The following is a 22362-nucleotide window of genomic DNA, read 5'->3' as shown; positions in this document are numbered from 1 at the left end:
ATGGTCGGTCGCGAGCGACGCGGAGGGCGGCAGCGGCGAGCGGGGCGGGCCGTCACGTACGCACCTGTCCAGCCGACCACGTCGCTCGGTGGGCCACCCATACTCCTGGCGGACTCAGAAAGGGCGAGGCCGTCTCGGTCGTCCCCCGACCCCGCAAGCACCTATGAGAATCTGCGACCGAACTAACCACGTCGGCGAAGATAGCTGTTTGGGTCGGACCAGTCTCAGTGTATCGAATCAACCGACTGCGGTCACATCGTGATGCGGTGCGGGGCGGTCGGTGAGAAGAGCTGTCGCTAACCAGTGGGAGCAGCCGGCCGCTGAGTCGCGTCAGGCCGACGCGACTCAGCTCACCGGTGGGGCGTATGTCTCCTCACGTGTGAGCATATAGTAGATCGACACCAGCAGTTTCCGTGCTGTCGCAACAACCGCTATCTGGTGGTTCTTCCGCTGTTTGAGTCGCTCGTAAAACTCGGCGAGGTACTCGTTTCCGCAATTTACCGCGGTGTTCACACACTGAGTAAGCACCCAGCGCATCGCCGCCGAGCCTTCCTTGCTAATCCCGCCACGCGTTTCGCGGTCGCTTGACTGGCGAACCGTCGGATTGAGACCGGCGTAGCTTACGAGTTTCTCGTGGCTCGAAAACCGCGTAACGTCGCCGATTTCGGCGGTGAGCAACACCGCCGAAAAGGCCCCCACACCAGGAATCGTCTTCAACAGCTTCGCCTCCGCACTCTCCCGCGCAACCGCTTCGATCTCGCGGTCAAGGACGGCGATCTGCTCGTCGTAGGTGTCGACCACGTCGAGGTACGTTTCGACGATCACGCGGTCCGTGTCGGCCAACGAGAGTTCCGCCAGGAACTCTCGACCGGTCGGCCCGAATAACTCACTCCGATATTGGTTCCCAGTGCGTTTGAGAACGGCCCGGACGCGGGATTTCACCCGCGTCCGGTCCTCGACGAGCGTCTTGCGCGTGCGGACGAGGTCACGCTGTTCGCGGATGTCCCGCGGTGGGACGTAGCTTTCAGCAACGAGGTTCGCCCGGAGCAGATGCGCCAGCATCTGCGCGTCGATCTTGTCGGTTTTGACACTTGCTTCGGCGATAACGCGCGTCTTCTTCGGGTTGACAAGCGTTACGTCCATGTACTCGTCGAGCGTCTCGTAGATATGCCGGTAGAAGCCGGTCGCCTCGATGGCGACCGGCGAGCCGGCGAACTCGCGAGCGAATTCGGAGAGATCGGCGTCGGTAACGCGTCGCTCTTCGAGAATCGTTCCGTCGGACCCCATGACGGCCACCTGGGAGTGGCGTCATGGGTGTCCATGCCGATGTATGGCGTCTCTGATGTCTGGCGTCTCTGATGTCATGCTTTCACCAAGGGCTGTGTCGGGTGGCGCGAGCGTGATAGGCACCTATTCGCGCTCTCGGCGCAGTCGTTCCTATTCATGCAGGCGGGCCAGTCACCGCACCGTGTTCTCAGACACATGCTTACGGACGGCCTCTGTTCAGCCCCAGCGTCCGTTCGCGCCAATGGAGCTTAGCAGATTCTCATAAACACACTGCAGGCACGAGGCGCGCAGCTGCGGTCGCGGGACGTCGAGCGGCCGAGGGCTTTCGTATCCATCTCCTCACGCACTCAAAATTGAACCGGATTAGGTACCTGAAACCTCGAATCGGGCCCCACCGTCTGTACCCTTGGTGACCTTGATCTCCCACCCGTGGGCTTCGACGATCCGTTTGACGATTGCGAGCCCGAACCCAGTGCCGTCCTGGTTGGTCGTATACCCACTTTCGAAGACATCGTTTCGTTCATCCGCCGGAATACCGGGGCCGGTATCTTCGATATAGAACCCGCCGTCGAGGGCGCCGACACGAATCGTGACCCCGTCGCCGCCGTGTTCGATCGCGTTCCGGTACAGGTTCTCGAACACCTGGATGAGTCGACTACGATCCGCGTCGATCTGGACGCTCGACTCGATCTCGAGCGAAGCGGATTCGGTTGCGACGTTGGTCCAGGCTTGATTAGCGACCGCACGCAGTGCTACCGGTTCCGTTTCTCCGACGGCATCGCCTTCGCGAGCGAGTGTCAACATATCTTCGATGAGCCGTTCCATCCGATTCAGCGCCCGGTCGATGGCGTCGACGTGGTCTATCTCGCCAGTCATCTGGATGAGTTCCAGACGACCTGTGCGACGTTCAGGGGGTTTCGGAGGTCGTGAGACAGCAGACTGGCGAACTCCTCGAGACGGTCACGCTCCCGGCGAATCGTCGCCTCTGCGGACACCCGGTCGAGGGCCGTCACAACGTGGGTTGCCAGCATCTCTGCGACGTCCTCGTCGCGTTCGGTGAACGCACCCGGCTCCGACGCGAGCACCTGTAGAACTCCGTAGCCTTCGAGCGGGATACTCAGCAACGCTCGAGGATCCTCACGCGGCTGGGGCTCGGATTCTCCCCCACCATCGCGGATCGGTGACCTAGCTGTTGACCGCGTGTCAGCGAGATCGTCGACTCGAAGGACCGTGTCGGTTTGATAGCTCTGGCCGGCGTACCCGAACGAGAGCGGCATCGGCTCCCTATCGCCGATATCTTCAGAACTAGAGCTGGCGGCTGGAACAAGCCGGTCACCTTCTACGACGGCAACCCGGGCGACATCTGCCCCGAACAACTCGACAGCGCCGTCAGCGGCCCGTTGGTGGATCGCCGCTCTCGAATCAGCCGCGGTGATGTCAGTGGCGATCTCGTGGAGCTGGGTCACCTTCGTCGTGTGCTGGTGGAGCCGGTGTTCGGCTGCTTTCCGGTCGGAGACATCCTGAATGACACCCGTAAACAGATGCTCGTCCGCAACGGCATACTCCCCGAAGCTAACTTCCACGGGGAACTCCGCTCCGTTCGCTCGCTGGCCGACCAATTCGCGCCCGGCCCAATCGGGCGAACGCTCGCCCGCTGATAGATACTGCGCCATCGCGTCGCGATGTGGTTCCTGCAATCGGTCGGGCATCAGCGTCGTCAGTGGCTCCCCGGTGAGTAACCCTGGCGAGTATCCAAAGAGATCCTCGACGGCGTCGTTTGCGTATCGAATCGTGCTCGACTCGTCGATGGTAATGACTGCGAATGACGAATTCTCGGTCAGGGCGCGAAACCGCTGTTCAGACAGTTCGAGCTGCTGTTCACGTGCTTCCAGGCCGGTCGCATAGTAGCCGAGCAGGATTCCAGCAGCCATGAAGAGCCCAACGTCATTGAGAACGAGGACAATCGGTTCGCCGGCTGGCACCTGTTCGAGCGAGATGATGAACAGCACCCAGAGGGTGACGGCTACGCCGACGAGTGCTCCGCCAAGGAGCCATTTTGTCAGCTGGGTGATCCGGTCGACTGGGTGCGTTTGTGCCAGCCAGATTCCACCCACGATTAGTCCAAGCCCGACCGCAACCGGGAGGGATACTTCGATAAAATCGACGAGAAGCTCGTCGGTATCAGTAATCGCGCGGCCAAGCGCAAGCCAAAGAAGGACACCCCCTAGAAAAGTGACCGACCATTGACTGGCCACGCGATTCGCCCGGTTCATTACAATATGTTACGACCTGTTAACCACTTAATCGCCGTGGACGCCAAGTGCCGGTGTATCCGTCCACCGCGCACCTGATGGAAGTACGCGGACGGTGGCCGGATGCACCACTCGGCAGGCATCGGGCTACTGTGGCTCTGATTCTTCCCTTTCGTCTATCAGGACGTCGACGTTGTCCGGCGTCACTGCGAGTTGGACGTCCTCGACCGTGAACTGAACTTCTACGTCCGCCTGTGACGTGTTCACAAGCTGGTCCAGGGCGTCGACATCGACGTAATCGTGGAGCTGATAGGTGTCATTCTCGAGCCCACTCGCCTCTAGTGTCTCAACAATATCAACCAGCAGGTCACTTGATGTGGCCGGACTGTCTACTGGTGGAGAATCCATCTGTACGAGTAGGGCATAGTGTGGCAGCTGTTTAAAACGTTTGGAGTCAACCACAGAAGCGTATCGCTTCCACATTTGACTTAGCGCGTTTGGGATAGCGTCGGCGCAACCAGAAGCGATTATGCGCTTTGACGCCGACTGGATGTCTCGCGCAGATGACCGAATTCTGGAGCATCTGTCTGAAGACGGCCCTGACACCCCGAAGGAAATGGCGGACAGCGATCGCGTGCGCTTCTCCCGGCAACACATCAACGCCCGCTGCAAGACGCTCGTCAAATATGGCCTCCTCGTCCACCTTGGCAACGGCGTCTACGATATCACGCGAACGGGAGAGCAGTATCTCGCTGGCGACCTTGACGCTCGTGACCTAGACAGCGAGTAACAGTAGCTGAGTAGGGTGTCATAGAACGCCTCACATGATGTATGCGCCCAAATAGTTACCTTTGATTTCAAAAGGAGGCGATTAAGGAACTGTCAGTTCATCAGCCGCTATGGCAAGCGATTCAGAACCGGCTACGAAGGAAGAGCTACGCGACGCGCTTGATACGCTCGTTCTGAATGCCTATGAAAATGGAGTTCGAGTAGATAACGGCGGATACCCGCTAAATCACGCCGATCCCGATATCCCAGACTGGGATCTTCACATAACGCGCGTGGACAAAACGGCCGAAACCGAATAATAGCGTCTTCGTCGCGACCAGTTCCTGCACAGTCTCACTGTCGGCGGTAGAGGTCACTCTGCCGGCGTCGCGACGAGATGCGCCTCGAGATCGCGCGTCCAGTACGTCGCTGGCCCGCCCGGACTACATCGCTCGCAAAATTGCACCGGTCCCTCGAGATGGCCGAGTTCCACGCGGAACCGCGTGAGCGCCGCGATGGCGTCGACGACGATCCCACAGCCGTCGCAGGCGTGGTGATCGCGCTCGTCGGGATCCTGCCGTGTCTGGATGGCACAGTCGACACAGATCGGGTGCGTCACCGGTTCGTCTCCCCCCCACGTATGTGCCTCGCCCATCTCGGAGCCGGGCGGCGAATCGCAGAACGCACACCCAGAAAGCGTCTGTTGCATCAGTCGTCCTCCGTGTCGGCGTCGGTGGCGGCCTGCCAGCACGATGGAAGACGGCGAGCTGGGTGATCGAGTCGAATGTTGCGTCACTCGGCTCGTGAACAAGGACGCGCTGGTCTGGGACCGGTGTCACCACATCGTCCTCGACGAGTTCGCCAACGAGACGGCGGGCACTCCGCTCGCCGATGTCCGCCGTCGCGACCCGGGCCCCATCCCGGTCCTGTGCAACGAGTTCGGTTTCGAGCCGGTCGTAGTCGTTTGTCGTGTCGTCGAGGATATCAGGTCCAGTCATGGAAGTTCACGCTCTGGACGCGCTTCGAGCGCGCCTCACGCCATCCGGCGCAGACAAACTGAACGGCTGGAGAGACCGACAGGCGGCTGATCGACTCAACTCTATGCTTAACCAACAACTATTGGTCTTTCCGAGATACAATGCGACAGGCATTCTCAGCCTGGTCAACGTTCGATAGTAGAGGTCATCATGAACATTCGATAGTAGAGGTCATCATGAACAGCCGACTAGTGCATTACAAGCGGAAAGACCAATACTGGCCTCCATCGCATCTGTTGGTTAATACCTCTCGTATCTCGATCCATATCAGTGACCGATATCTGGACGTCACCACATATCAGTGACCGATATCTGGACGTCACCACAGCCGAGCCACTCCCCGGAGGCACCGAAGCGCTTGTATACATTGCACACGAAGTAAACAGTATGGGAACGATCTCGACACGCGTGCCCGACGAGTTGGAGGCCGAACTCGAGGCGTATCTCGAAGACGAGAAGCTTGACCGGAGCACGGCCGTTCGGAAACTCCTCTCCGAGGGGCTTGCGGAGTGGCGTCGCGAACGGGCTCTCGACCAGCTTGCGGCAGGCAGTATCACGTTTAGCAAGGCGGCTGAGCTGGCAGGGATGTCCGTCTGGGACTTTGCGCAGCTCGCCAAAGAACGCGATATCACGTGGGTGGCGGACGACCATCTCGACGCGGATCTCGAGGCGCTGTGAATGTGGGTCTTCGACGCCACGCCGCTTATCTACCTCGCAAAAGTCGACCGTCTCGCGCTCGTCCAGCAGCTTGATGTGTCGTGTGTCATCCCCGAGCGCGTCTACGCGGAGGTCGTCGAAACTGATCTCGAACAGGGGTATCCGGACGCCCGCCGCATCGAGCGCAGCGTTGACGCCGACAGGTTTGCTATCGAGTCGGTTGAGAGCACCCCGCTGCTGTCCCGCCTCCAGGAGAACAGCAACCTCAGCGACGCCGATGTCGCTGTCCTCGCCTGCGCCGACGTCCACGATGGCGTGGCCGTGATGGATGAGACGTACGGCCGTGACGTCGCAGCGGCCGAGGGAATCACAACCCGAGGGACGGCATTTCTCGTGCTGAAACTCGCCAGTGAGGGCACGATCAGTGTCGACGAGGCTCGATCCGTGATTGATGCGATGATCGACGAGGGCTGGTATTGTGCCCCCGACGTCTACGCGAAGATCGTTCAGAAACTCGACTCGATGGCGGATTGATGTGGCTCCGTTGTGGCACGGAGGGGACCGGGGATACGTTCTTTCCTCGGTCTGTTAGAGCCAGATCACGAGCCCGGTCACGAGTGTCACGAGTCCGAGTGCCAGCCACGTCGTCCGCGCTGCGAGACGCCGCCAGCACCGCCGCCCCAGCTGGCGGAGTTGATCACGGAGGGCTGCCCGCCGTTCTGTTTCGAGGACCGCGACTTCATCGTAGTAGTCGCGGCGCTCTGCGGGAAGCGTCCGGAGTGTCGTCTGGCACTCGCTGCAGGTGTATTCGAACTCTGCCCGGACGTGCTGGCGGCGGAAATCTTGTTCGCCTCCCTCGTCGTAGCCCGTGACCTCGTACACGAGGAGTTTTGAGACGAAGCGACGGGCTCCGCACTCCGGACACTGGTTCATCTTGAGCGTTGGCGTTCCATCCTCGCTGCTCGTATCGTCCGGCCACGACGGCTGCGAATCTGTGTCCTCGGTCTCTCGGGGTGGACTCGTGTGGTTTTCTGACGGCGATGCACTCGCTGTCTCGGAGTTACTGAACGAAGACATGGGTTCACCTGTGACCGCGCTCAGTTGACGCCAGGCTGGACACCACGACGGCTCTCGTGGTGGTGCCCATCGCGCTGAGCGCCGTCACCCTTGGTCGGCGCGATAAACGCCACTGCGGGGGAGTCGTCTACCTGTCCCACAGTGCTGCAATCCGGTCCTCGATCTCGTCGAGGACCAATTGCAGGACATCACGATAGTCGGTCGGCCAGGAGTCATCGTCACCGGGCGTCGGGGCGGTGGGTGGGGGGTGGAAATGGTCCCGTGTATTGTGCGGATTCGGGTGCCGGTCCCACCGACACTCCCAGGCGTGGTCCGCGTACTGCTCTCGATAGTGGAGTTTGAAGTCGTCGTTCGTGTACCAACGGACCGTCAACTGCGCCTCGTCGACGGCTGTCGGGTAGTACGACGGGGCAAAGACGGCGTGGAGTTCCAGATGGCCGCTGGCGTCAGTGACGGTCGCCCGGGAGATCTGCCTCGTCGCTTGGAGCCGCGTCTGGAGGAACTTGAGGATGGGACGATCGATGGGAGCGGGGCTCCCGCCATCGCCTGTCGGTGGCACCATCGAGCGGGCTACCCGGACGCCTGTTCGCGCTCGCCACCCGTGCGTTGCTGGCGGGCGCGTTCGTAGCGCTCACGCTCCTCGCGGGCGGTCGCCCAATCGGCGAGGTCGCTGTACACGTCGTCGATGGTTCGCTCGTCGCTGCCCTCCGCGGCGTCGACGGCGTCAACGGCGGCCGGTGACGCGGCGTCGTACGCCTCTTCATACTCGGTGATGCGCGTCGTCAGCTCACGAACGCGTTCCTGCAGGTCCTCGACGGAATGGTCGGCTGCGAGCTGGTTGATTCGTCGCCACTCGAAGTACGCGTTGTTGCGTTCGTAGGTGGCTGGATGGCCGTCGTGGCGGGTGACGATGCCGAGGTCATCGAACCACCCCAGATACTTCCGGGCAGTTTTGGGATCACAGTCGGCGCTGTCGGCGATCGCGCTCGCGGTCGTCGGCTCGCGGGTTTGTAGGATGGTGCCGTAGATGCGTTGTTCGACGTCGTCGCTAGCGAACGCATCTTCGAAGGGAGGCGGCCCATCGGCGGCGTCTGTCTCGGACATACTTGCGATTGCAGATCGAAGGATATAGTTCTTACTTCGAGGAATAGTTTCCTGAACTACCAGATCCTCCGGTAGTCCCCGGTTTGCGGCGGGATTGAGCGCAGTTAACCAACAAATAGCGCGATATAGCGAGCCTGTTGGTTAATCTTCTTGGCTCGCGGAACCTGAACGCTCGAGGGAGGGCTTTTCGGATGGCGGTGAAGCGGCGCCACTACTCGGACCGACCACTGAAGAATCGGCTCAACATGGAGGATGGCTCTGAGTCATCACCGGTCTCGCTCACAGTACTGGAGTCTTCCTCGTGGGACTGCTCAGCTTCCTCGTCACGGGCTGCGAGTTCGTCGGTGAGCCGCTCAATCTCTGTTTCGAGGGTCTCGATCCGCTCAGTCTTCTGTTCGAGTGTTGCTTCGAGCTCGTCGACGCGCTCGCGCAACAGTCGGTTTTTCTCCGTTAGATACGCACGACTTCGGTCTGCCTCGTCAGGCATATCGCCAGTTGTGACACCGTCAGGTGTGCCGTGGGGATCTGCAGCGTCGTCGCCGGCGTCCGGGTCGTAGAACTCCGACGTGGTTGCAATCGCTCGCTCGATGGTCTTCTCGCCGTACGTCGACCCATCAGCGTAGTGGACCTCGTCCCACTTCTCCCGAAGCAATCCTGACTGCCGGAACAGCTGCTCCATCTGCGTCCGGTCGCCGCCGGTCCAAAATGCCAGCAGACAACACAGCGCCATGTCGGCCTCGGAGTGGCTGTCGTAGCCGACCGTATTCCCCTTCCAGAGCCGCTCGAACTTCTCGCCGTTCGATGCGTTTCGCGCTTTCTCGAGGAGGTCCCCGTCTTCGAGGTCGACGTCAACGGCGGCTGCACCGGTCGTCGGTGACTCGTCGTCAGCGCCCTCATACTGCTTGGACTCGGGGGCCGTGTCACGCTCGGTGTCCTGAACGTACTCACGGTGAATCGCTGTGAGCGCGTCCTGCCGGCGTGCAACGCGAGTGGGTGTCCGGCCGACGTGGTCGCCAGTGACGGTGAAAAAGCGTGCCGTGTCGTACAGTTCGACGCTCCCGCGCCGGTTCCGCCCGTCGGGGAGTTCGCCGGTGATGAGCACGTGATAGCCGGTGCCGGACGGAGATACCTCCGTATAGGAGTCGAGTCGTGCGATGATGTCCAACGCCGCGTCGTCGACGTCGCCGGTTTCAGGATCACGGCAGTCGTCCAGATCGACGCCGACGATGGGATCGTCGTCGGTAAACACGAACCCGATGCCATCGGCGTGTGCCGTCTCAGTGTACTCGAGTGCGGCCTCGAAACTCGCCCAGGTCTCTGCTTCTGTCGATGACGCGAATCCCCCACCACCTGGTGTCACCGGAATCTTCGTTGGCTTGCCGTCTCGCTCCTCTTCGCGCCAGCACACCCACTGCTCGCGTTCGCGCAATGTCTCCGGAATTCCCTCCGGCTCGTCGACGATCGAGTCACTCATCTCCAGTAGTACCTCGCATGGCTCTCACTGGATCTGAGCCAGCACAGAACTCACTCAGTTCCGTCCCTCGATCCAATCCCTTGGTCCCAACGGGGACCCCCCGTTCTATCCTAGTTGGTTTTCGCTCAGCGATTCCCCTGACCAGCTTCGCCGTCTGGTGGTTTTCCCCCTGACCGCTGATACGGTTGAGAGTATTCCTCTTCAGTTTCCCCTGACCAGCGGCGCCGTACTGCGATTTCGTATGGTCATCTGGGGGTAGATACTGTTGGCCTTCCCAGATGCCCTGACCGGCGGTTCTGTCTTGCGATTTCCTCGGTCGATAACCGGGAATCGGACTTTGGTTCACATTTTCTCGGACTGTTGCTGGTTGTTTCCCCTGACCGGCCACGCCTTCGGTCGGTTTTGTATTGAGCTGTCTCGAATTTAACTGCCTCATAGATTTTTCCTCATTCGATCAACTGCTTTCCTGCTGGCGTGAGCGAAATACCTGTATAGCAGTTCACGCGGCTCCCGTTTTGACGAATCCGACTCGTGTCATAGGTCACGAAATCCCCGAGAGAACGGGAGAACCACGCTTTTGACTGAACGTCTTTGTCGTGTCTGATTGCCCAGATCCGATACGCATTATAGAGATCATCCTTTGGGAGTTCCGCGTCCTCGTCTTCGGTAACGTATGCATCGACGAACGATTCGAAATCGTCCGCCTCGAGGCCGGGCTCACTCCCGCCAGTCTGGGGGTTTCGATCTGAGGAATCCTCCGCTTGGTCACTATTTCCGTCGTCGTTTTCGGAGTCTCCTTCAGCTTCATTCTGGACGGTTGAGTGATTGAGGAGGGTTGAGAGGGGCTTCGTTGTCTCGTTTGTGTAGACGACCGATGGCCCTTCATCAGCAAGAATCACGATTCCGTAGCTGTCGCGGCTATACTCCGGGGCAGGGAACTCGTCTTCCGGGACGAATGGCTTCTTGACACGCACCCAGTCGTCCTCGAACGCCGATTTCGTCTCGTAGATGTGTTGCTCACCGTGCTCGTATACGACGTACTCCTCGGCAGCGTGGTCGTAGCTGTAGATGGCCGGAACACGATCTTTCGAGAGTTTTTCAAGCGACGGGAGGCGGATGTGCTCCGTTCCGCTGGCATCACGAAGGACGATCTCGTCGCCATCACGCCGCCAGATGTTCTGAGTCCCGTTCTCATCGTCGGTCACCGGTCGCACGGCCGTCACCCCACCTTCTTCGGTCGCTCCGCCGTTGAACGTGAGATTCGAGTCAGTCGTGTAGAACCGCGTCTCACCATTCTGGAGGGTGCGAACGGGTGGCGTGAGAATGCCGTCGACACGCTCGGCCCACTCCGTTTCGTCGGTTCCTGGGCGAACGACAAACAGTGGGATATCCCCTGCCTCTTGGGCTTTCCGGAGGTTCGTGAGTACCTTTGCGGGATTCTCGGGTGTCGTCGTTTCGACTTCGATGGCGAATCGGTCGGCAACGTCGGGGTGGCTCGCCCTCGCGTCAGGTTTCTCGCTACCATCCTGTGCGAGAATCGAGACAGTGAAGCCGAGTGCGGTGAGCTCTTCTTCGATCTGGCGGAGTGCTGCGTCGTGAGCACTGCCACCGGCGGCCTGCACGCCACCAGTATCGGGTATCGCGACCTCTTCGCCGGCGTCAGTGAGCCGGATGCGAAGCTCATCGGCGTCGATATCGACGGTCGTATCGAGGTATCGAGATCGTTCGCGAATGTCCGCGAGTGCATCATACGATGGCGGATCGGCGTCGACGTCGTCGAAGAGCCGTCTGAGTTCGTCGTCAACTGCTTCAACGGCTATCCAGCCGTTCTCCTCGCGGCATCCCTCTCGAAGTTGCAGACTCCGGACCACCTTCGCAATCGCGACGTCCAGGTCATCGCTCCCGATATCGAGCACCTTGTGTCCGTCGGTCGGTGGTCTCGTTGTTGAAGCGGCTGGTGCAGCCGGCACGCCGTGTTCGTCGCTAATGTTCTCGTGCATCGCGGAGAGCGTCTCAGTGAACTGCTCCTCTTCACGCGCTGTGAGCGGGGATTCGCTCTCGGGGTGCCCCGGTGGAATCGGAAGTGGTTCGAGACTGAACGGATACGGTCCCGTTTCACCGAACGTCGGGCTTGGCAGGCTGGCGATCCACTCACCGCGCGGCAACGAACGAATCCGATTGGCGAAATCCGCGGGGTCCATCTCTTCGTGGGCCATCGCTCGCGCCAGTTCCCGGTCGACGTTGATTTTCCCGACAAGTGAACTGCCGATGTTGTTCAGAGCGTTCAGGTAGATTTTCCGCCCGCCTTCGGCCTCCATCTGTTCGGGGAACTGCATCGACAGGCCGACAGAGAGCCGGAATTCTCGCCCTTTCTCGAGCAGATCGTTCATGATGTCGGAGACCACGACCGACGCTGCCTCGTCGACGAGCAGGTTCACGACGTAGTCGTCCGAGTGCTGGGAGAGCGCCTGTTTGCGGTCCTTGAGGGCTGCATCGAGATTGGTCAGGATCACACCGGTCATAATCCGGGCGGCGTCGTCGCGGAGGTCGCCGAGGTCGAAGAGGATGACCGTATCCTCGTCGAGGACATCCCGAAAGTCGAACTGGTTCTCGGTGTTATTGAAGATCTGCCGCAGATGCGTATCCTGTGAAATGTACGCAAGGCGGTTTCCGACACCGCCCATCACGTTCGCGAAGGTGTTCGAATCTAACTGGAGCTGCCGTCGAATCGTTCGCGTGACTTCCTCGTCGCTCGACCGCGGGGCGTCGCCGATGTTTTCGTTCGGTGGCCCGGCCTCCCAGAGCTGGTCGACGACGTGTTCGAGCTGTCGGTGGGCGAAATAGTCCGTCGACGCTCGATACAGCCCGTTCTCACGGCCGTATTCCTCGTCGAACAGTGCCTTGATGAGTGTCTTGATGAGAGTCGGGGCGACAGTCGCCCGCTCGTAGCGGTCGGTTCCCATCACGAGCTTCAAAATCTCTTCGTAGTGGTCGGCCTTCCGTTGGACGGCGTCTTCGCGGCGCCGTCCGCTCTCCATCGACGGTTCGAGGTCAAAAAACGAGAACCCGGGGAGGACGTCCGGGATCGGGAAATGGACGACGTTCTCTTCGAGGTCGGTCATTCCGAACTGACGCGCGTGAGCCCGCATGTAATTCTGGGCCATATCGTCGTTCTTCGGGATGATGAGGATCGTAATTCTGGGCCATATCGTCGTTCTTCGGGATGATGAGGATCGTCGGCCCCTCCGTGTTGTCGTACAGCGACAGCATATCGTTGATGAGGGCTTTCGACTTCCCAGAGCCGGTTGTTCCGAACCGGCCATAATGAGTGGGCAGCAGCCCGGGTGGAATGTGTGTCGGCACGTCTTCGGCCTCGCCAGTGTCGTCGAGGGCATACCCGATTGCCATCCCGTCTCGGAACTCACTCATGAGGTCCTGGTGCGGACGGGGCAACGGATTCCGACTCTGCTGTTCCGCACGCGTCCCCCGTGTCCCCTCGACAGTCAGCTGTTCCGAGGAGGGGACGAATACGAAGTGCGCGAGTTCTCGACCACTCAGGACGAACTCCGGTCGGGTCGTCCCACGGCCGGTCGTGATCTCACGATCCAAGAGCCGCTGCAGCGCCGCTCGTGCGTTCCGGTCTTTCGTGGCTGCCCGGAAGCCGCTGTCGCGCAATCGTTCAGCCGTAACCTGGTAGTAGGGTCCGTCAAGCGGGTCGAACACCGGGACAAGTGATTGCATCCGCTCATCGAGGTCATCGCGACCGTTACTACCGGATGGAATCCCGATCGCTCGGATGTTCGCGGTGAACGACCGCTTCGGATTTGTCGCCTCGATAGCTGCGACACGTTTTGCAACCGCGTCGCTCAGCTGGTTTCTGTCCCGGCTCTCCGACTGATCGTCGAGTTCGAAGAGAGAGCCAATGATCTCCTGGGCGAGTGTGTCCCGTCCGTCGATGACGTCCTCCTTGCGAAGGTCGGCATCGGACTGCCAGCTCTCGCGTCGTTGGAAGACGACTTGGAACGCTACTGGTGCTGTCGCCTCCATTAGGTGGTCGACGAGCGACGCGAGCGCACCTCCTGGCTGATCGACGGCTGGGAGTTCCGCTTCGTCGTCTGCAGTAAATGGCGAGAGTGAGGTCATCCAGTCTTGCTTCCGAGTTGCCGACCCTTGCCACCGCACGCCGAGTGGGGAGACGGATTCGGTCGCTGGCCGCGCGAGTATCGTCCCCTCCGATGTTACCGTTGGTTTGGCAAGCGTGGTGAGTGGCTCGTCCTCGGGAATCGCATCTGGTGGGGCGAGTTCGAGGGCAGTATCGCCGATCTCGATGATGTGGTCGGCAGACTGGTCACCGATCGTTCCTCCATCCGCGACTGATTCGGCGTCCCCTGGCCCCGATTGTTCGTTGTCGTCAGTGCCACGTTCGTATTGCTCGTCAGGGCCGAACTCGTACGTGAGCTCGCCTGACTCATAGTGCTCGACGAATGTCTCGCGGTCGAATTCGACAGGCTGTACGAGTCGGGATGCGACGTCGACTTCGGCACGCTCGATGTCGAACGTCTCGGGATAGATCGACCGAAGGCGTTTCTCAAGGGTATCCAGATGGTCGTCGGCACCGTAGTAGAATTCGACGGGGTCATCTTTCCCCTCGCTCAGCGCGAGGAATTCGAAGCGTAGCGGTGTGTCGCTATGTAGTGGATTGAGTTTGTCAGCTAGCCCTGTCGAGTCCGTGGAGGTCAGTTTGTGGAGGCTCTCCAGTGCCTGCGGCAGACGCTCCGGATTGAGCCGTTCGGAGGTTGGCGTCACGCGAAGGTACTCACGCATCGTCGTCACCTCCTGTTTCACCGCCATCAGTCTCTGTTGGCGTCCGCTCAGGTGGGTGTTGGCCGTTGTCAGTTGCTCGGCGTTCAATATCGTCTTGGAACGCCTGCACCTCCGCGTCCACAGCATTCTCACCAGTCCCGGGGAGTGAGTCTCGCCGTTGCTCGGTTGGCTCGAAGTCGATGACCTGCTTCTCCTTGGGCATCGCTATGACCTGGATCCCACGCCACTCGCCGTCGACGCCCACTAGGGCCTCGGAGAAGCCGGCGTCCTCGTTACCAGGAACGGCGTCCTGGACGAACCGCATCTGTGCGTAGTTCAACCCGAACTCGTCGGCCCACTCCTTGTCCATCCCATCGAGGCGGTGGAACTGCTTGACGGCACACTGGTCCAGAATCGCCTCGGATTCGGCGTGCTCGAAGAACTCGTCGACGGTCTGCGTGACCAGCCGGATCGAGAGGTCGTGGTGCCGGTGGTGGCGGAACACCGTCTCGAGGAACGCTAGGCTCGCGGCGTCCTGCATGATGTAGCGGGCCTCGTCGATGTAGAACACGACCTCCTTCTCCGAGACCTTCGCTCGCTCGTAGACCAGCGAGATGAGCAGCTGCATGGTCAGCGCCGTACTGCTGTCGACGCTCCCCTCCTGCTGGGCGAGGTCGAGATAGATGACCTTCTCGTCCCGGATGTCGAAGTCGGATTCCTGGCCGAGGTTGGCGTGGCGACCGTCGTCCTCGAAGGGGCGGAGCTGGTCGAGGAGCCACGTCGCATCCTCCTTGATCTTCCTGCCTCTTCGTCGGACCGGACGACGAACTCCTCGGGGTCGTCGACCATATCCTCGAACACGTCCATCATATCACGGATGGTCGGACTCGGATTGTCGTGCGTTGAAATGTCGTCGGTAATCCCGTTGCGCTTGTAGGCACGTTTGAGGGCGAGTTCGAGCGTCGTCCGCCGGTCTCCCAATGAGATGCCGCGGAGCGCAAAGAAGTTCGTGAGGAAACTCATCGCATCGTCGAGCTTCTCGTTGAACGGGCTCGCGTCCTCGCCCATCGCCCGCTGGACGTGTTCGGGTGTCTCCCGAATCTCTAGGGGGTTCAGCCCGAGCGTCCCGCCGACGGTGATTCGCTTGGCGTCGAGCGCCTCTGAGACCCCCGCCCAGTTGTTCAACGGCTCGAGGATGATGCCGATACGGTCCTTGCTCTGCTCGATGGAGCGGATGAAGTTCTGCTTTGAACTGAACGACTTCCCCGAGCCGGTATCGCCCACGGTGAACATCGCGTACCCGTTGTCCCGGGCGAACGGGTCGATGACCACGGGGCTTTGATTGTCTTTGTGAATCCCGAACTCGACTCCGCCCTCCTCGAGAATCGTCGCGTTGTGCGGGGAGGAGAGTAACGCCCCGACGGCGCCGCCGAGCGCGATCGACGTCCGCCCGAACTCGTTGTCGCCGATGGGCGCGGCGGACTGGAGGGCGAGATCCTGGCGACAGATAGCCGTCTTCGGCGTGAGGTTCGCCGGGTCGTCGCGGAGCGCGCTCTTGACCGTCTGGACGGCATCTCTGAGCTCGTCTTTCTCGTCGGCTCGAACCGTGATGAACATCCCCTGGTCGAAGACGTTCGCGCCGTTCTCGACGGCCTTGTACGTCGCTGCGGCTTCGTTGGCGCGTTCCTGCAGGTAGGCACTCCGGATACTCTGTTCGAGGTCAGCATCGACCTGGAGGTCGTCAGCGATGTCTTGCAGTTCGTTCCGGGCCCGCTCCTGATTTTTCGGCGTGATGTGGGCCGTCAGATCGAACTGGACGTCGGTCATCTCGAAGAGGTCACTCAGATATCCGTCGTTGGGATAGTCGGCATAATTAGCGATGTACAGCGTCGTCGTCCACTGTTTGCCGACCCGTGCGGCTCGCGTTTCCCACTCGACAGCTCCGGGCGCGGTGACGGTCCTGTGCGACTCGGAGATATCGTCGAGGAGCTGGCGTTCGGCCTCGCCTTCTTCGAGTGTCTCGTCATCGAGGACATCGGTGAAGTCCACGTCTGGTTCATCATCCGCAGTGAAGCGGTCCCAGAGGTACTTACTGCCGACGCCAAGGCCGAGACCCACCACAAGAGCAAGTACTGCACTCTCTGCTGGCGTCAGATTCTGGAGCACCCGGCGACGGAGCCAAGCGCACCACCACCGGTCTGGAGGATCACGTTATGCATCGTGTGGATCCTCCCGGCGCGAGTGGCCGATGATCGAGTGGTCGCGAACGACACGTTCCGCCTCGTCGAAGTCATGTTCACGCCCGTTCCAGAAGTCCATATTCAGGACGAACAGCTCGACCGTGCTGAGTCGACGTGCGGACCACCCCGACGCCTGCTGGATGAACTCGGATCGCACGTCGTTGACGCGACTGTCGAGCTTCTCGAACATCTGCGCACGACGTTCGACGTCGGTGAGGTCCTCGCGACGGGTGACGAACGGGTTGAACAGGAACCGATCACGGGGAACTGGGTCAGCTTCTCGGCGGGAGTGCCCTCGTCGCGGAAGCGGTCGTACACTTCTATCGGGCTGACTTCAACGCCGATGTAGTACCGAACCTGCTGGATGCCACGCTCCCGCATCTCCTTCGGCCGTGTCTCCCGGTACTCCTCGAGGAGTTCTTTGAAGATCGGATTCTCCGTGACGTCTTCGTCAGTGAGGCGCTCCTCAATGGTCTCGGTGATCTGCTCGACCGGGAAGGAACGGGTGGTGGCGTGGAGTTTGAGCTTCGAGTCCAGCTCTTTGTTCGCGAATTCTTCGCCGGCGTCTTGGAGCTGCGCCCAGTCGTCGGACATTGCGAAATCCATGTTCGCTGGATCAATCTCGATGAACGCCTCCATCGCGCCGTCTTCACGCTGGATGGCACCAGCGCCCGGCCACGCCCGCTTGATGTTCGTGAGATCCTGTGTCCGCTCGTCCGGCTTGAACGGCGTGTAGTTCGCGAGGCCGCCCTCGTTGCGCTCTGCCTCGTTAGTACTCGCATCGGCGTCGGCGGGCGCACTGAACGTGATCTGGGGTCGCTTGAGGTACCGATAGACGTCTTTGGTCCACGTCCAGGCGTTCAGGTGGGTTGGTGAAACGTAAATGACGGCGACGCCAAAGCCAAGCCCGCCAGCGACGAACGGGAGGGCAAGCGATTCGATCCCGGTGAGGCCGGCGATAAACAGGCCAATAATGGGGAAGGCGATGAGCATGCCGACGTCTCCTTCCTCGATATTGAGATACGGGATGCGACTCTCCTCGCCGAACTGATCCATGATGCGCCGTGCTGCTGCGTCTTGATCTGCTGACATTGTTAGTGGATTCCTCGATCAAAGTCCATCCCGCGGTCGTCACTCGCCGATTCCGCGGTCGCTCCACCTGGGTCATTTTCCGTTCGACGGTACGACGGCGTGCCGCCCTCGTCGGCTCCGTGGCCACCGCGGGCAGCCGCTTTTTGCGCGACGGCATGGCCTGCTTTTTGCGCGACGGCATGGCCTGCGGCGGCTTTCGGTCCCCACCGGGCGGCGGTCGTCGCGACGCCGGAGCCAGCGAGGTATCCACCGGCGGCGACACCGCCGACGAGTGCTACGCCTTTCGTTGCACCGCCGACGACTTTGGCCGTCAATGGGGTCGCGTATTTGAACGTCTTCCACGTGATGTAGAGGGCGACCAGCGGGAGGGACGCAGCGACGAGGTATTTGAGGAACGCTGTTCCTGGCGTCAGTGTCCCACCGCCGTAGATTAGATCGTAGCCCTTGAATACCATCGCTGCCGGCAATGGCAGGACAGCCAAGGGCACAAATCGCTTAGCAAAGCCCAATGCGATATCAGACACAACGGGAATATTCCCATATCCGAGAGCGATTGCGATCGGCATTCCGTAGAGATACACGTAGAGGAGAATCTCGCGGATGTAGAACAGCGCCTGCAATGCCCACATCGAAATCCCTCCGAGTAGGGCGAATAGAAGCGATAATCCGGGGTTCGATAGAGACACGGTGAGGAAGCCCAGCATAGCGTTCCGAAGCGAAGCCATACTTGGCATCAGTGCGATTGAAAACCCGTCCACGAGATAGAGCGCGAGCACACCGATCCAATACCAGACGATAATCAGGAAGCTCCCACCCACGCCGTTTTCTTCGTCTTCCTCGCCTCATAGGCACTTCCGATATTGAATATCCGGACAGTATGCCGGCCTTGGACGCTCATTACGAGGAGCAGTAATGCGATGAGCATGATTTCGCCGCCAACGAGGGACTCTTGAATTGTGGTCCAGGGTGCGTTCGATGGTTCGCCAAAAACGAATGCGGTCCAGGGTGCGTTCGATGGTTCGCCAAAAACGAATGCGCCATCTGTTTGAGGCGTAGGAGTCCCAAATAACCCCTCAGTGAGCGTATTATAGCCGGTTGTCAGGCCATCCATGAAGAGGCCAATAATCCAGTCAACAACGCCCTTGAACCCCTCTAAGACGACATCAATGAGATCAACCATACATCAAGCCTCGCTGATTGTGACCTCGCAGTTCTGCATCTCGTCAGAGCCAGTGTACTCCACGTTGTAGGATTTCGTGACTTGTTGGCCTGTAGTTCGAGTCTCCAGTACAACAGTAAACTGCCCGCTATTTCCATCAGTTGAACAACCCATACCGTCCTCCCCGATTTCCGAACCAAACGGGAACGAGTCGCTGAAGAGATCTACTGTCTCTCCTGCACTGACTACGACACTTTCTTTTTCGTAAATCCCACTCCCACGAGGATCGTCGACAGGATTGGGAACATCCCCGGTAAATCGAAGTTCAACTACTGCTTCTGGACCACTCCCGGTATTCTCCACGGTGACGAATGCTTCCCCATTCTTTTTCGAATCCGTTTGGCTTTCGCCATAGACTTCGTCCCATGCTTATCCGGGTTATTCCGATAGAGCCCAACATCTCGTATCACCAATTCCGGCTGGATAGCGAGGGAGGTTTCTGTGACAGTCTCCTCACCCTTCAGTGCGACAATCTGGTACTCACCGGGGGCATATGCGGTGCCGATCTCGAACGAGACCTGCTGAGCACCTGCAGCTACGTCACGTTTCCCGAATAGTTCGCCGTTCGGTTGGATGAGGTTGACCTGGTCGATGTCCGTCTCTTCGGAGAGTTCGACGACGAGTGTTGTCCCCTCGACAGCGATTCGCGTGAGTGGGCCTTTGCCATCTGGGGAGGTCGTTCCGTCACTAGGCGTCTCAGAACCGCCGTTGTCGTTCAGACAGCCAGCGACGCTCACGAGGGCGGCACCTGCGACAGTTCGGAGTCGTTCAGACAGCCAGCGACGCTCACGAGGGCGGCACCTGCGACAGTTCGGAGGGCGGTTCGCCGACTGATGTGTGGGTGGTTTCTAGTCATGACTATGGGTTCCGTTGGAAGATATCTTCTGGACCGAGCATTCGGAGGAGTCGCTTGCCTGCGTAGAACATCACAAGAAACGGGATGAGCTGCCAGCCGACCTCGAAAATGAACGCAAACCACCCGTCGATGGTTCCGAGCGGGTGCCAGCGAGCAGTAGCCGTCGCACTCACATATGCGGGGTTGTGCCCGAGCCACGAGCCCGGATGGTACCGAGCCGTGTAGATACCCGGCTCGTCGATCGTCACGATCGCCACCCCGGAGGCGTTGGTCTCGACGCGTTGCTCCGCGACCGTGATGTACCCGTTGCGAGTATTCCCACCGATTGGATATCGTCGGTCGGGATCGCTGAGCACGATCGGTGCGCCGGTCTCGTTATCCTGGAGCTCGATGCGGAGTGTGGCCTGACTTTCGTTCTGCCGGAGGACCTCAACAGTCAGATTACTGCGCCGGAGCTGCCGCTCTGAGCCAGCGTCAGGTGCCACAATCGAGGCGTTCACACCCCGCACGATCCCCGCCACCTGGAGCGCGTTGCGGTCGACGTTCTCCGCGCGAACCGCAACACCGTACGTCGTCGTGTACGACTGGTTGACGATGTCGATGTTGATGTTCTCGCCGAGCGTGCCGACCGGAGACGGTCGGTCAGTGCCCCAGGTGTCGATAATCTCTGGGCCATCGCGAACGGGCTCGGCACGAGGACCTATTCTCGATGGATACGCGTGAACGTACACGGGGATAGCGTCGGATTCAACTGTCGTACTGCCCGTTCGACCCGACCTGACGAGCGTATCCCAGTTGGTGTTTCGAGCGGTGTAGAACCGCCAGACGCCACGCACTCGTGCGCTTCCATTCTCCGTCAGCGTGTACCCCTGCCACGGTCGAGACTGGAAAATGGCAACACCGGCGTCACCATTGGGATACTCGGCGTAGTAGGGGTACGCCGAGAGGTCGTAGATCTCGACGGCGATCGAATCCGAGACGTTGAGCGACTCGGTACGATACGTGACCTCGACATCGGTCTCGTCGCCTCGGTCGATTCGCGTGGTCTTCTTCAACCGGACGCTGATCTCGGCTTCAAGCGTGAGGTTTGCACTCCAGTCATCCTCGATCTGGTAGTCGAGGGCCGGCGTGTGCGAGCCGGCACGCTCGACGATGGTTTCGCTGTCCTTCTTCAATCGAACCTCCTCGACCTCGTTGCTCGTGAGCGACCACTCGATGGTCGTGTTCCCCGAAGAGCTTCCGTTCGGGACGCGAACGCGATAGTCGACGAACCCCCGCATCGTGCCGTTCGGCGCGATATAGAGCGGCGTGTTACCCGACTCCAAGTGACCTCGCGTCGACGGCTGTACTGCGAACACCGTGGCGTGGGCGTCCTCGATGAACACCCCGTCTTCGAGCGACGCGTGGCGCGGATGCACGGACGTATCCGACCCACCGGCTTCAAGATCAGTGAAATCGTTTCGCGTCCACGTTGCAGCTGTCGCCGGCGGGCGCGTGAACGTGATGTCCGTCCCATTCGCGAGTTGGTGCATCGCGGTCCGGCTCTCGCCGTAGCGCTGCTGGTACTCCTCCTGGGTGATGTAGTTGTCCGCATCGCGAGACCACAGCGTCGCTGATTCATTCTCTGTGAGCCCATTCCCCTCCGTGCCCGGTCGTGGCGGGCTTGCAGTGACAATACCCGTGACTAGGCTCGTCACGAACAGGGCGGCCATTAGCACGGAGAGCTCTCGTTGTGTCATGGGGGCTCGCGACGGGGGTGGTAGTCGCCTACCAGGGAGCGAGGTCGACGCACTGTGCCAGCGGGAGGTTCATCATCGACCCAGCAACGGTGTAGAGTGGCCCGAGGGCGACGAGGACGACCGCGGACTTCATCGCCGACCGTTTGTGCCGCTTGAGGCCCTTCTTCTGCTCGGGCGTGATCGTGAACATCTCGATAAGGGAGTCGGCTTGCCACACGACTGCGAGGCCAACAATGCCCAGCGCCGTGGTAAGCTGGAAGAAGCCCTCGATCATACTGGGGAGGTTGTCCGCACTACAGACGGCGTTCGTCTGTGCGGCGGCAGGTTCCACAGCGAACAGGCTCAGGAAGACCACGATGAGCGCGGCCTGTTGGGGAATCCTGCTCGTCGCCGAGGACTGGCTTTCGGCGCGATTCGAAGCTGTCTCGGAGGGCGTATTGTCCTGTGACATAGCGGGTTACTCCTCTGCGTCGTCGACGAGTGCTTTGAGATCCCCGTAGCGATTGGTCTCCTCAACGATCTCGTCTTTCGTGTAGCCCTGTTCGCGGGCCCGTTCGAAGAGATCTCGAAGCTCGTCGGGGTCGACGTCGCGAAGCTCCATCTCATCTCGGAGGGCGCGGCGATAGAGGGCGGAACCGTTGATATGGCTGTTCCACGTCAGGTACAGATCATCGATGTCTTCGATGGTGACTGCCCGTGTGATCATATGTGCGGGGTGGGTATGCACCGGTTGAGCCCCGGTCCATGGTGGTGCGAT

The 22362-nt window shown here is 60.3% G+C and carries 16 protein-coding genes and 6 pseudogenes; 3 read left to right on the top strand and 19 right to left on the bottom strand.

Features of this window, described 5'->3' with window-relative positions:
- Positions 1-345: 345 nt before the first annotated feature.
- The 4 genes and pseudogenes from ATB1_RS07655 to ATB1_RS07640 all read right to left on the bottom strand — a co-directional run bounded on the left by ATB1_RS07655 (position 346) and on the right by ATB1_RS07640 (position 3947).
- Positions 346-1322: pseudogene (locus ATB1_RS07655) on the bottom strand (IS110 family transposase).
- Between the two features lie 328 nt (positions 1323-1650).
- Complete coding sequence (locus ATB1_RS07650; protein ID WP_082256334.1) at positions 1651-2163, bottom strand: HAMP domain-containing sensor histidine kinase; 513 nt, start codon at positions 2161-2163, stop codon at positions 1651-1653.
- Entirely contained in the window at positions 2160-3401 is a 1242-nt protein-coding gene (locus ATB1_RS07645; protein ID WP_198526060.1) for a PAS domain S-box protein, read from the bottom strand. Before ATB1_RS07645 ends, ATB1_RS07650 begins: the two co-directional genes overlap by 4 nt.
- Before the next feature lie 285 nt (positions 3402-3686).
- Entirely contained in the window at positions 3687-3947 is a 261-nt protein-coding gene (locus ATB1_RS07640) for a HalOD1 output domain-containing protein (protein WP_042663087.1), read from the bottom strand.
- Between the two features lie 121 nt (positions 3948-4068).
- Here ATB1_RS07640 and ATB1_RS07635 point away from each other — a divergent pair, with 121 nt between their 5' ends.
- On the top strand, positions 4069-4329 hold the full coding sequence (locus ATB1_RS07635) for a winged helix-turn-helix domain-containing protein (RefSeq protein ID WP_042663074.1): 261 nt from the start codon (positions 4069-4071) through the stop codon (positions 4327-4329).
- Between the two features lie 351 nt (positions 4330-4680).
- Here the strand turns inward: ATB1_RS07635 and ATB1_RS07630 are convergent, their stop codons facing one another.
- Both ATB1_RS07630 and ATB1_RS23095 read right to left on the bottom strand, forming a co-directional pair.
- The gene (locus ATB1_RS07630; protein WP_042663072.1) at positions 4681-5016 is read right to left on the bottom strand and encodes a hypothetical protein; all 336 of its coding nucleotides are present in this window, start codon (positions 5014-5016) and stop codon (positions 4681-4683) included.
- Positions 5016-5305: pseudogene (locus tag ATB1_RS23095) on the bottom strand (hypothetical protein). The gene ATB1_RS07630 and the pseudogene ATB1_RS23095 overlap by 1 nt, the downstream one beginning before the upstream one ends.
- Positions 5306-5731: 426 nt before the next feature.
- Between ATB1_RS23095 and ATB1_RS07620 the strand changes: the two are divergent.
- The gene (locus ATB1_RS07620) at positions 5732-6022 is read left to right on the top strand and encodes a UPF0175 family protein (protein WP_042663070.1); all 291 of its coding nucleotides are present in this window, start codon (positions 5732-5734) and stop codon (positions 6020-6022) included.
- Positions 6023-6535, top strand: coding sequence for a DUF3368 domain-containing protein (locus ATB1_RS07615; protein WP_042663068.1), 513 nt, complete (start codon positions 6023-6025; stop codon positions 6533-6535).
- Between the two features lie 54 nt (positions 6536-6589).
- Here the strand turns inward: ATB1_RS07615 and ATB1_RS07610 are convergent, their stop codons facing one another.
- The 13 genes and pseudogenes from ATB1_RS07610 to ATB1_RS07555 form a co-directional block, all read right to left on the bottom strand.
- Positions 6590-7078 carry a hypothetical protein gene (locus ATB1_RS07610; RefSeq protein ID WP_042663066.1) on the bottom strand — a complete coding sequence of 163 codons (489 nt, stop codon included), beginning with the start codon at positions 7076-7078 and terminating at the stop codon, positions 6590-6592.
- A 127-nt stretch (positions 7079-7205) separates the two neighbouring features.
- On the bottom strand, positions 7206-7640 hold the full coding sequence (locus tag ATB1_RS07605; RefSeq protein WP_052367859.1) for a hypothetical protein: 435 nt from the start codon (positions 7638-7640) through the stop codon (positions 7206-7208).
- 8 nt (positions 7641-7648) lie between these two features.
- On the bottom strand, positions 7649-8182 hold the full coding sequence (locus tag ATB1_RS07600) for a hypothetical protein (protein WP_042663065.1): 534 nt from the start codon (positions 8180-8182) through the stop codon (positions 7649-7651).
- Positions 8183-8393: 211 nt separating this feature from the next.
- Positions 8394-9656 (bottom strand): hypothetical protein, encoded by a 1263-nt coding sequence (locus ATB1_RS21485; protein WP_042663063.1) that lies wholly within the window; start codon positions 9654-9656, stop codon positions 8394-8396.
- A gap of 446 nt (positions 9657-10102) precedes the next feature.
- A complete protein-coding gene (locus tag ATB1_RS24555) occupies positions 10103-12778 on the bottom strand; it encodes a hypothetical protein (protein WP_241768135.1) in 2676 nt (891 codons plus the stop codon).
- A complete protein-coding gene (locus ATB1_RS24550; RefSeq protein ID WP_241768134.1) occupies positions 12708-14507 on the bottom strand; it encodes a hypothetical protein in 1800 nt (599 codons plus the stop codon). The genes ATB1_RS24555 and ATB1_RS24550 overlap by 71 nt, the downstream gene beginning before the upstream one ends.
- Positions 14473-16678 (bottom strand): annotated as a pseudogene (locus tag ATB1_RS07585) (VirB4 family type IV secretion system protein). Before ATB1_RS07585 ends, ATB1_RS24550 begins: the two are co-directional and overlap by 35 nt.
- Positions 16671-17791 (bottom strand): annotated as a pseudogene (locus ATB1_RS07580) (hypothetical protein). Before ATB1_RS07580 ends, ATB1_RS07585 begins: the two co-directional pseudogenes overlap by 8 nt.
- 2 nt (positions 17792-17793) lie before the next feature.
- A pseudogene (locus ATB1_RS07575) lies at positions 17794-18971 on the bottom strand (hypothetical protein).
- 3 nt (positions 18972-18974) lie between these two features.
- Positions 18975-19866 (bottom strand): annotated as a pseudogene (locus ATB1_RS24545) (hypothetical protein).
- Positions 19867-19868: 2 nt separating this feature from the next.
- On the bottom strand, positions 19869-21605 hold the full coding sequence (locus tag ATB1_RS07565; protein WP_082256332.1) for a hypothetical protein: 1737 nt from the start codon (positions 21603-21605) through the stop codon (positions 19869-19871).
- A gap of 28 nt (positions 21606-21633) precedes the next feature.
- Positions 21634-22056 carry a hypothetical protein gene (locus tag ATB1_RS07560; RefSeq protein ID WP_042663060.1) on the bottom strand — a complete coding sequence of 141 codons (423 nt, stop codon included), beginning with the start codon at positions 22054-22056 and terminating at the stop codon, positions 21634-21636.
- 6 nt (positions 22057-22062) lie between these two features.
- Positions 22063-22311 (bottom strand): hypothetical protein, encoded by a 249-nt coding sequence (locus ATB1_RS07555; protein WP_042663059.1) that lies wholly within the window; start codon positions 22309-22311, stop codon positions 22063-22065.
- Between the last annotated feature and the right edge of the window lie 51 nt (positions 22312-22362).

This window comes from Haloferax sp. ATB1, assembly GCF_000730175.1.
This window is presented reverse-complemented; position numbering and strand designations above follow the sequence as displayed.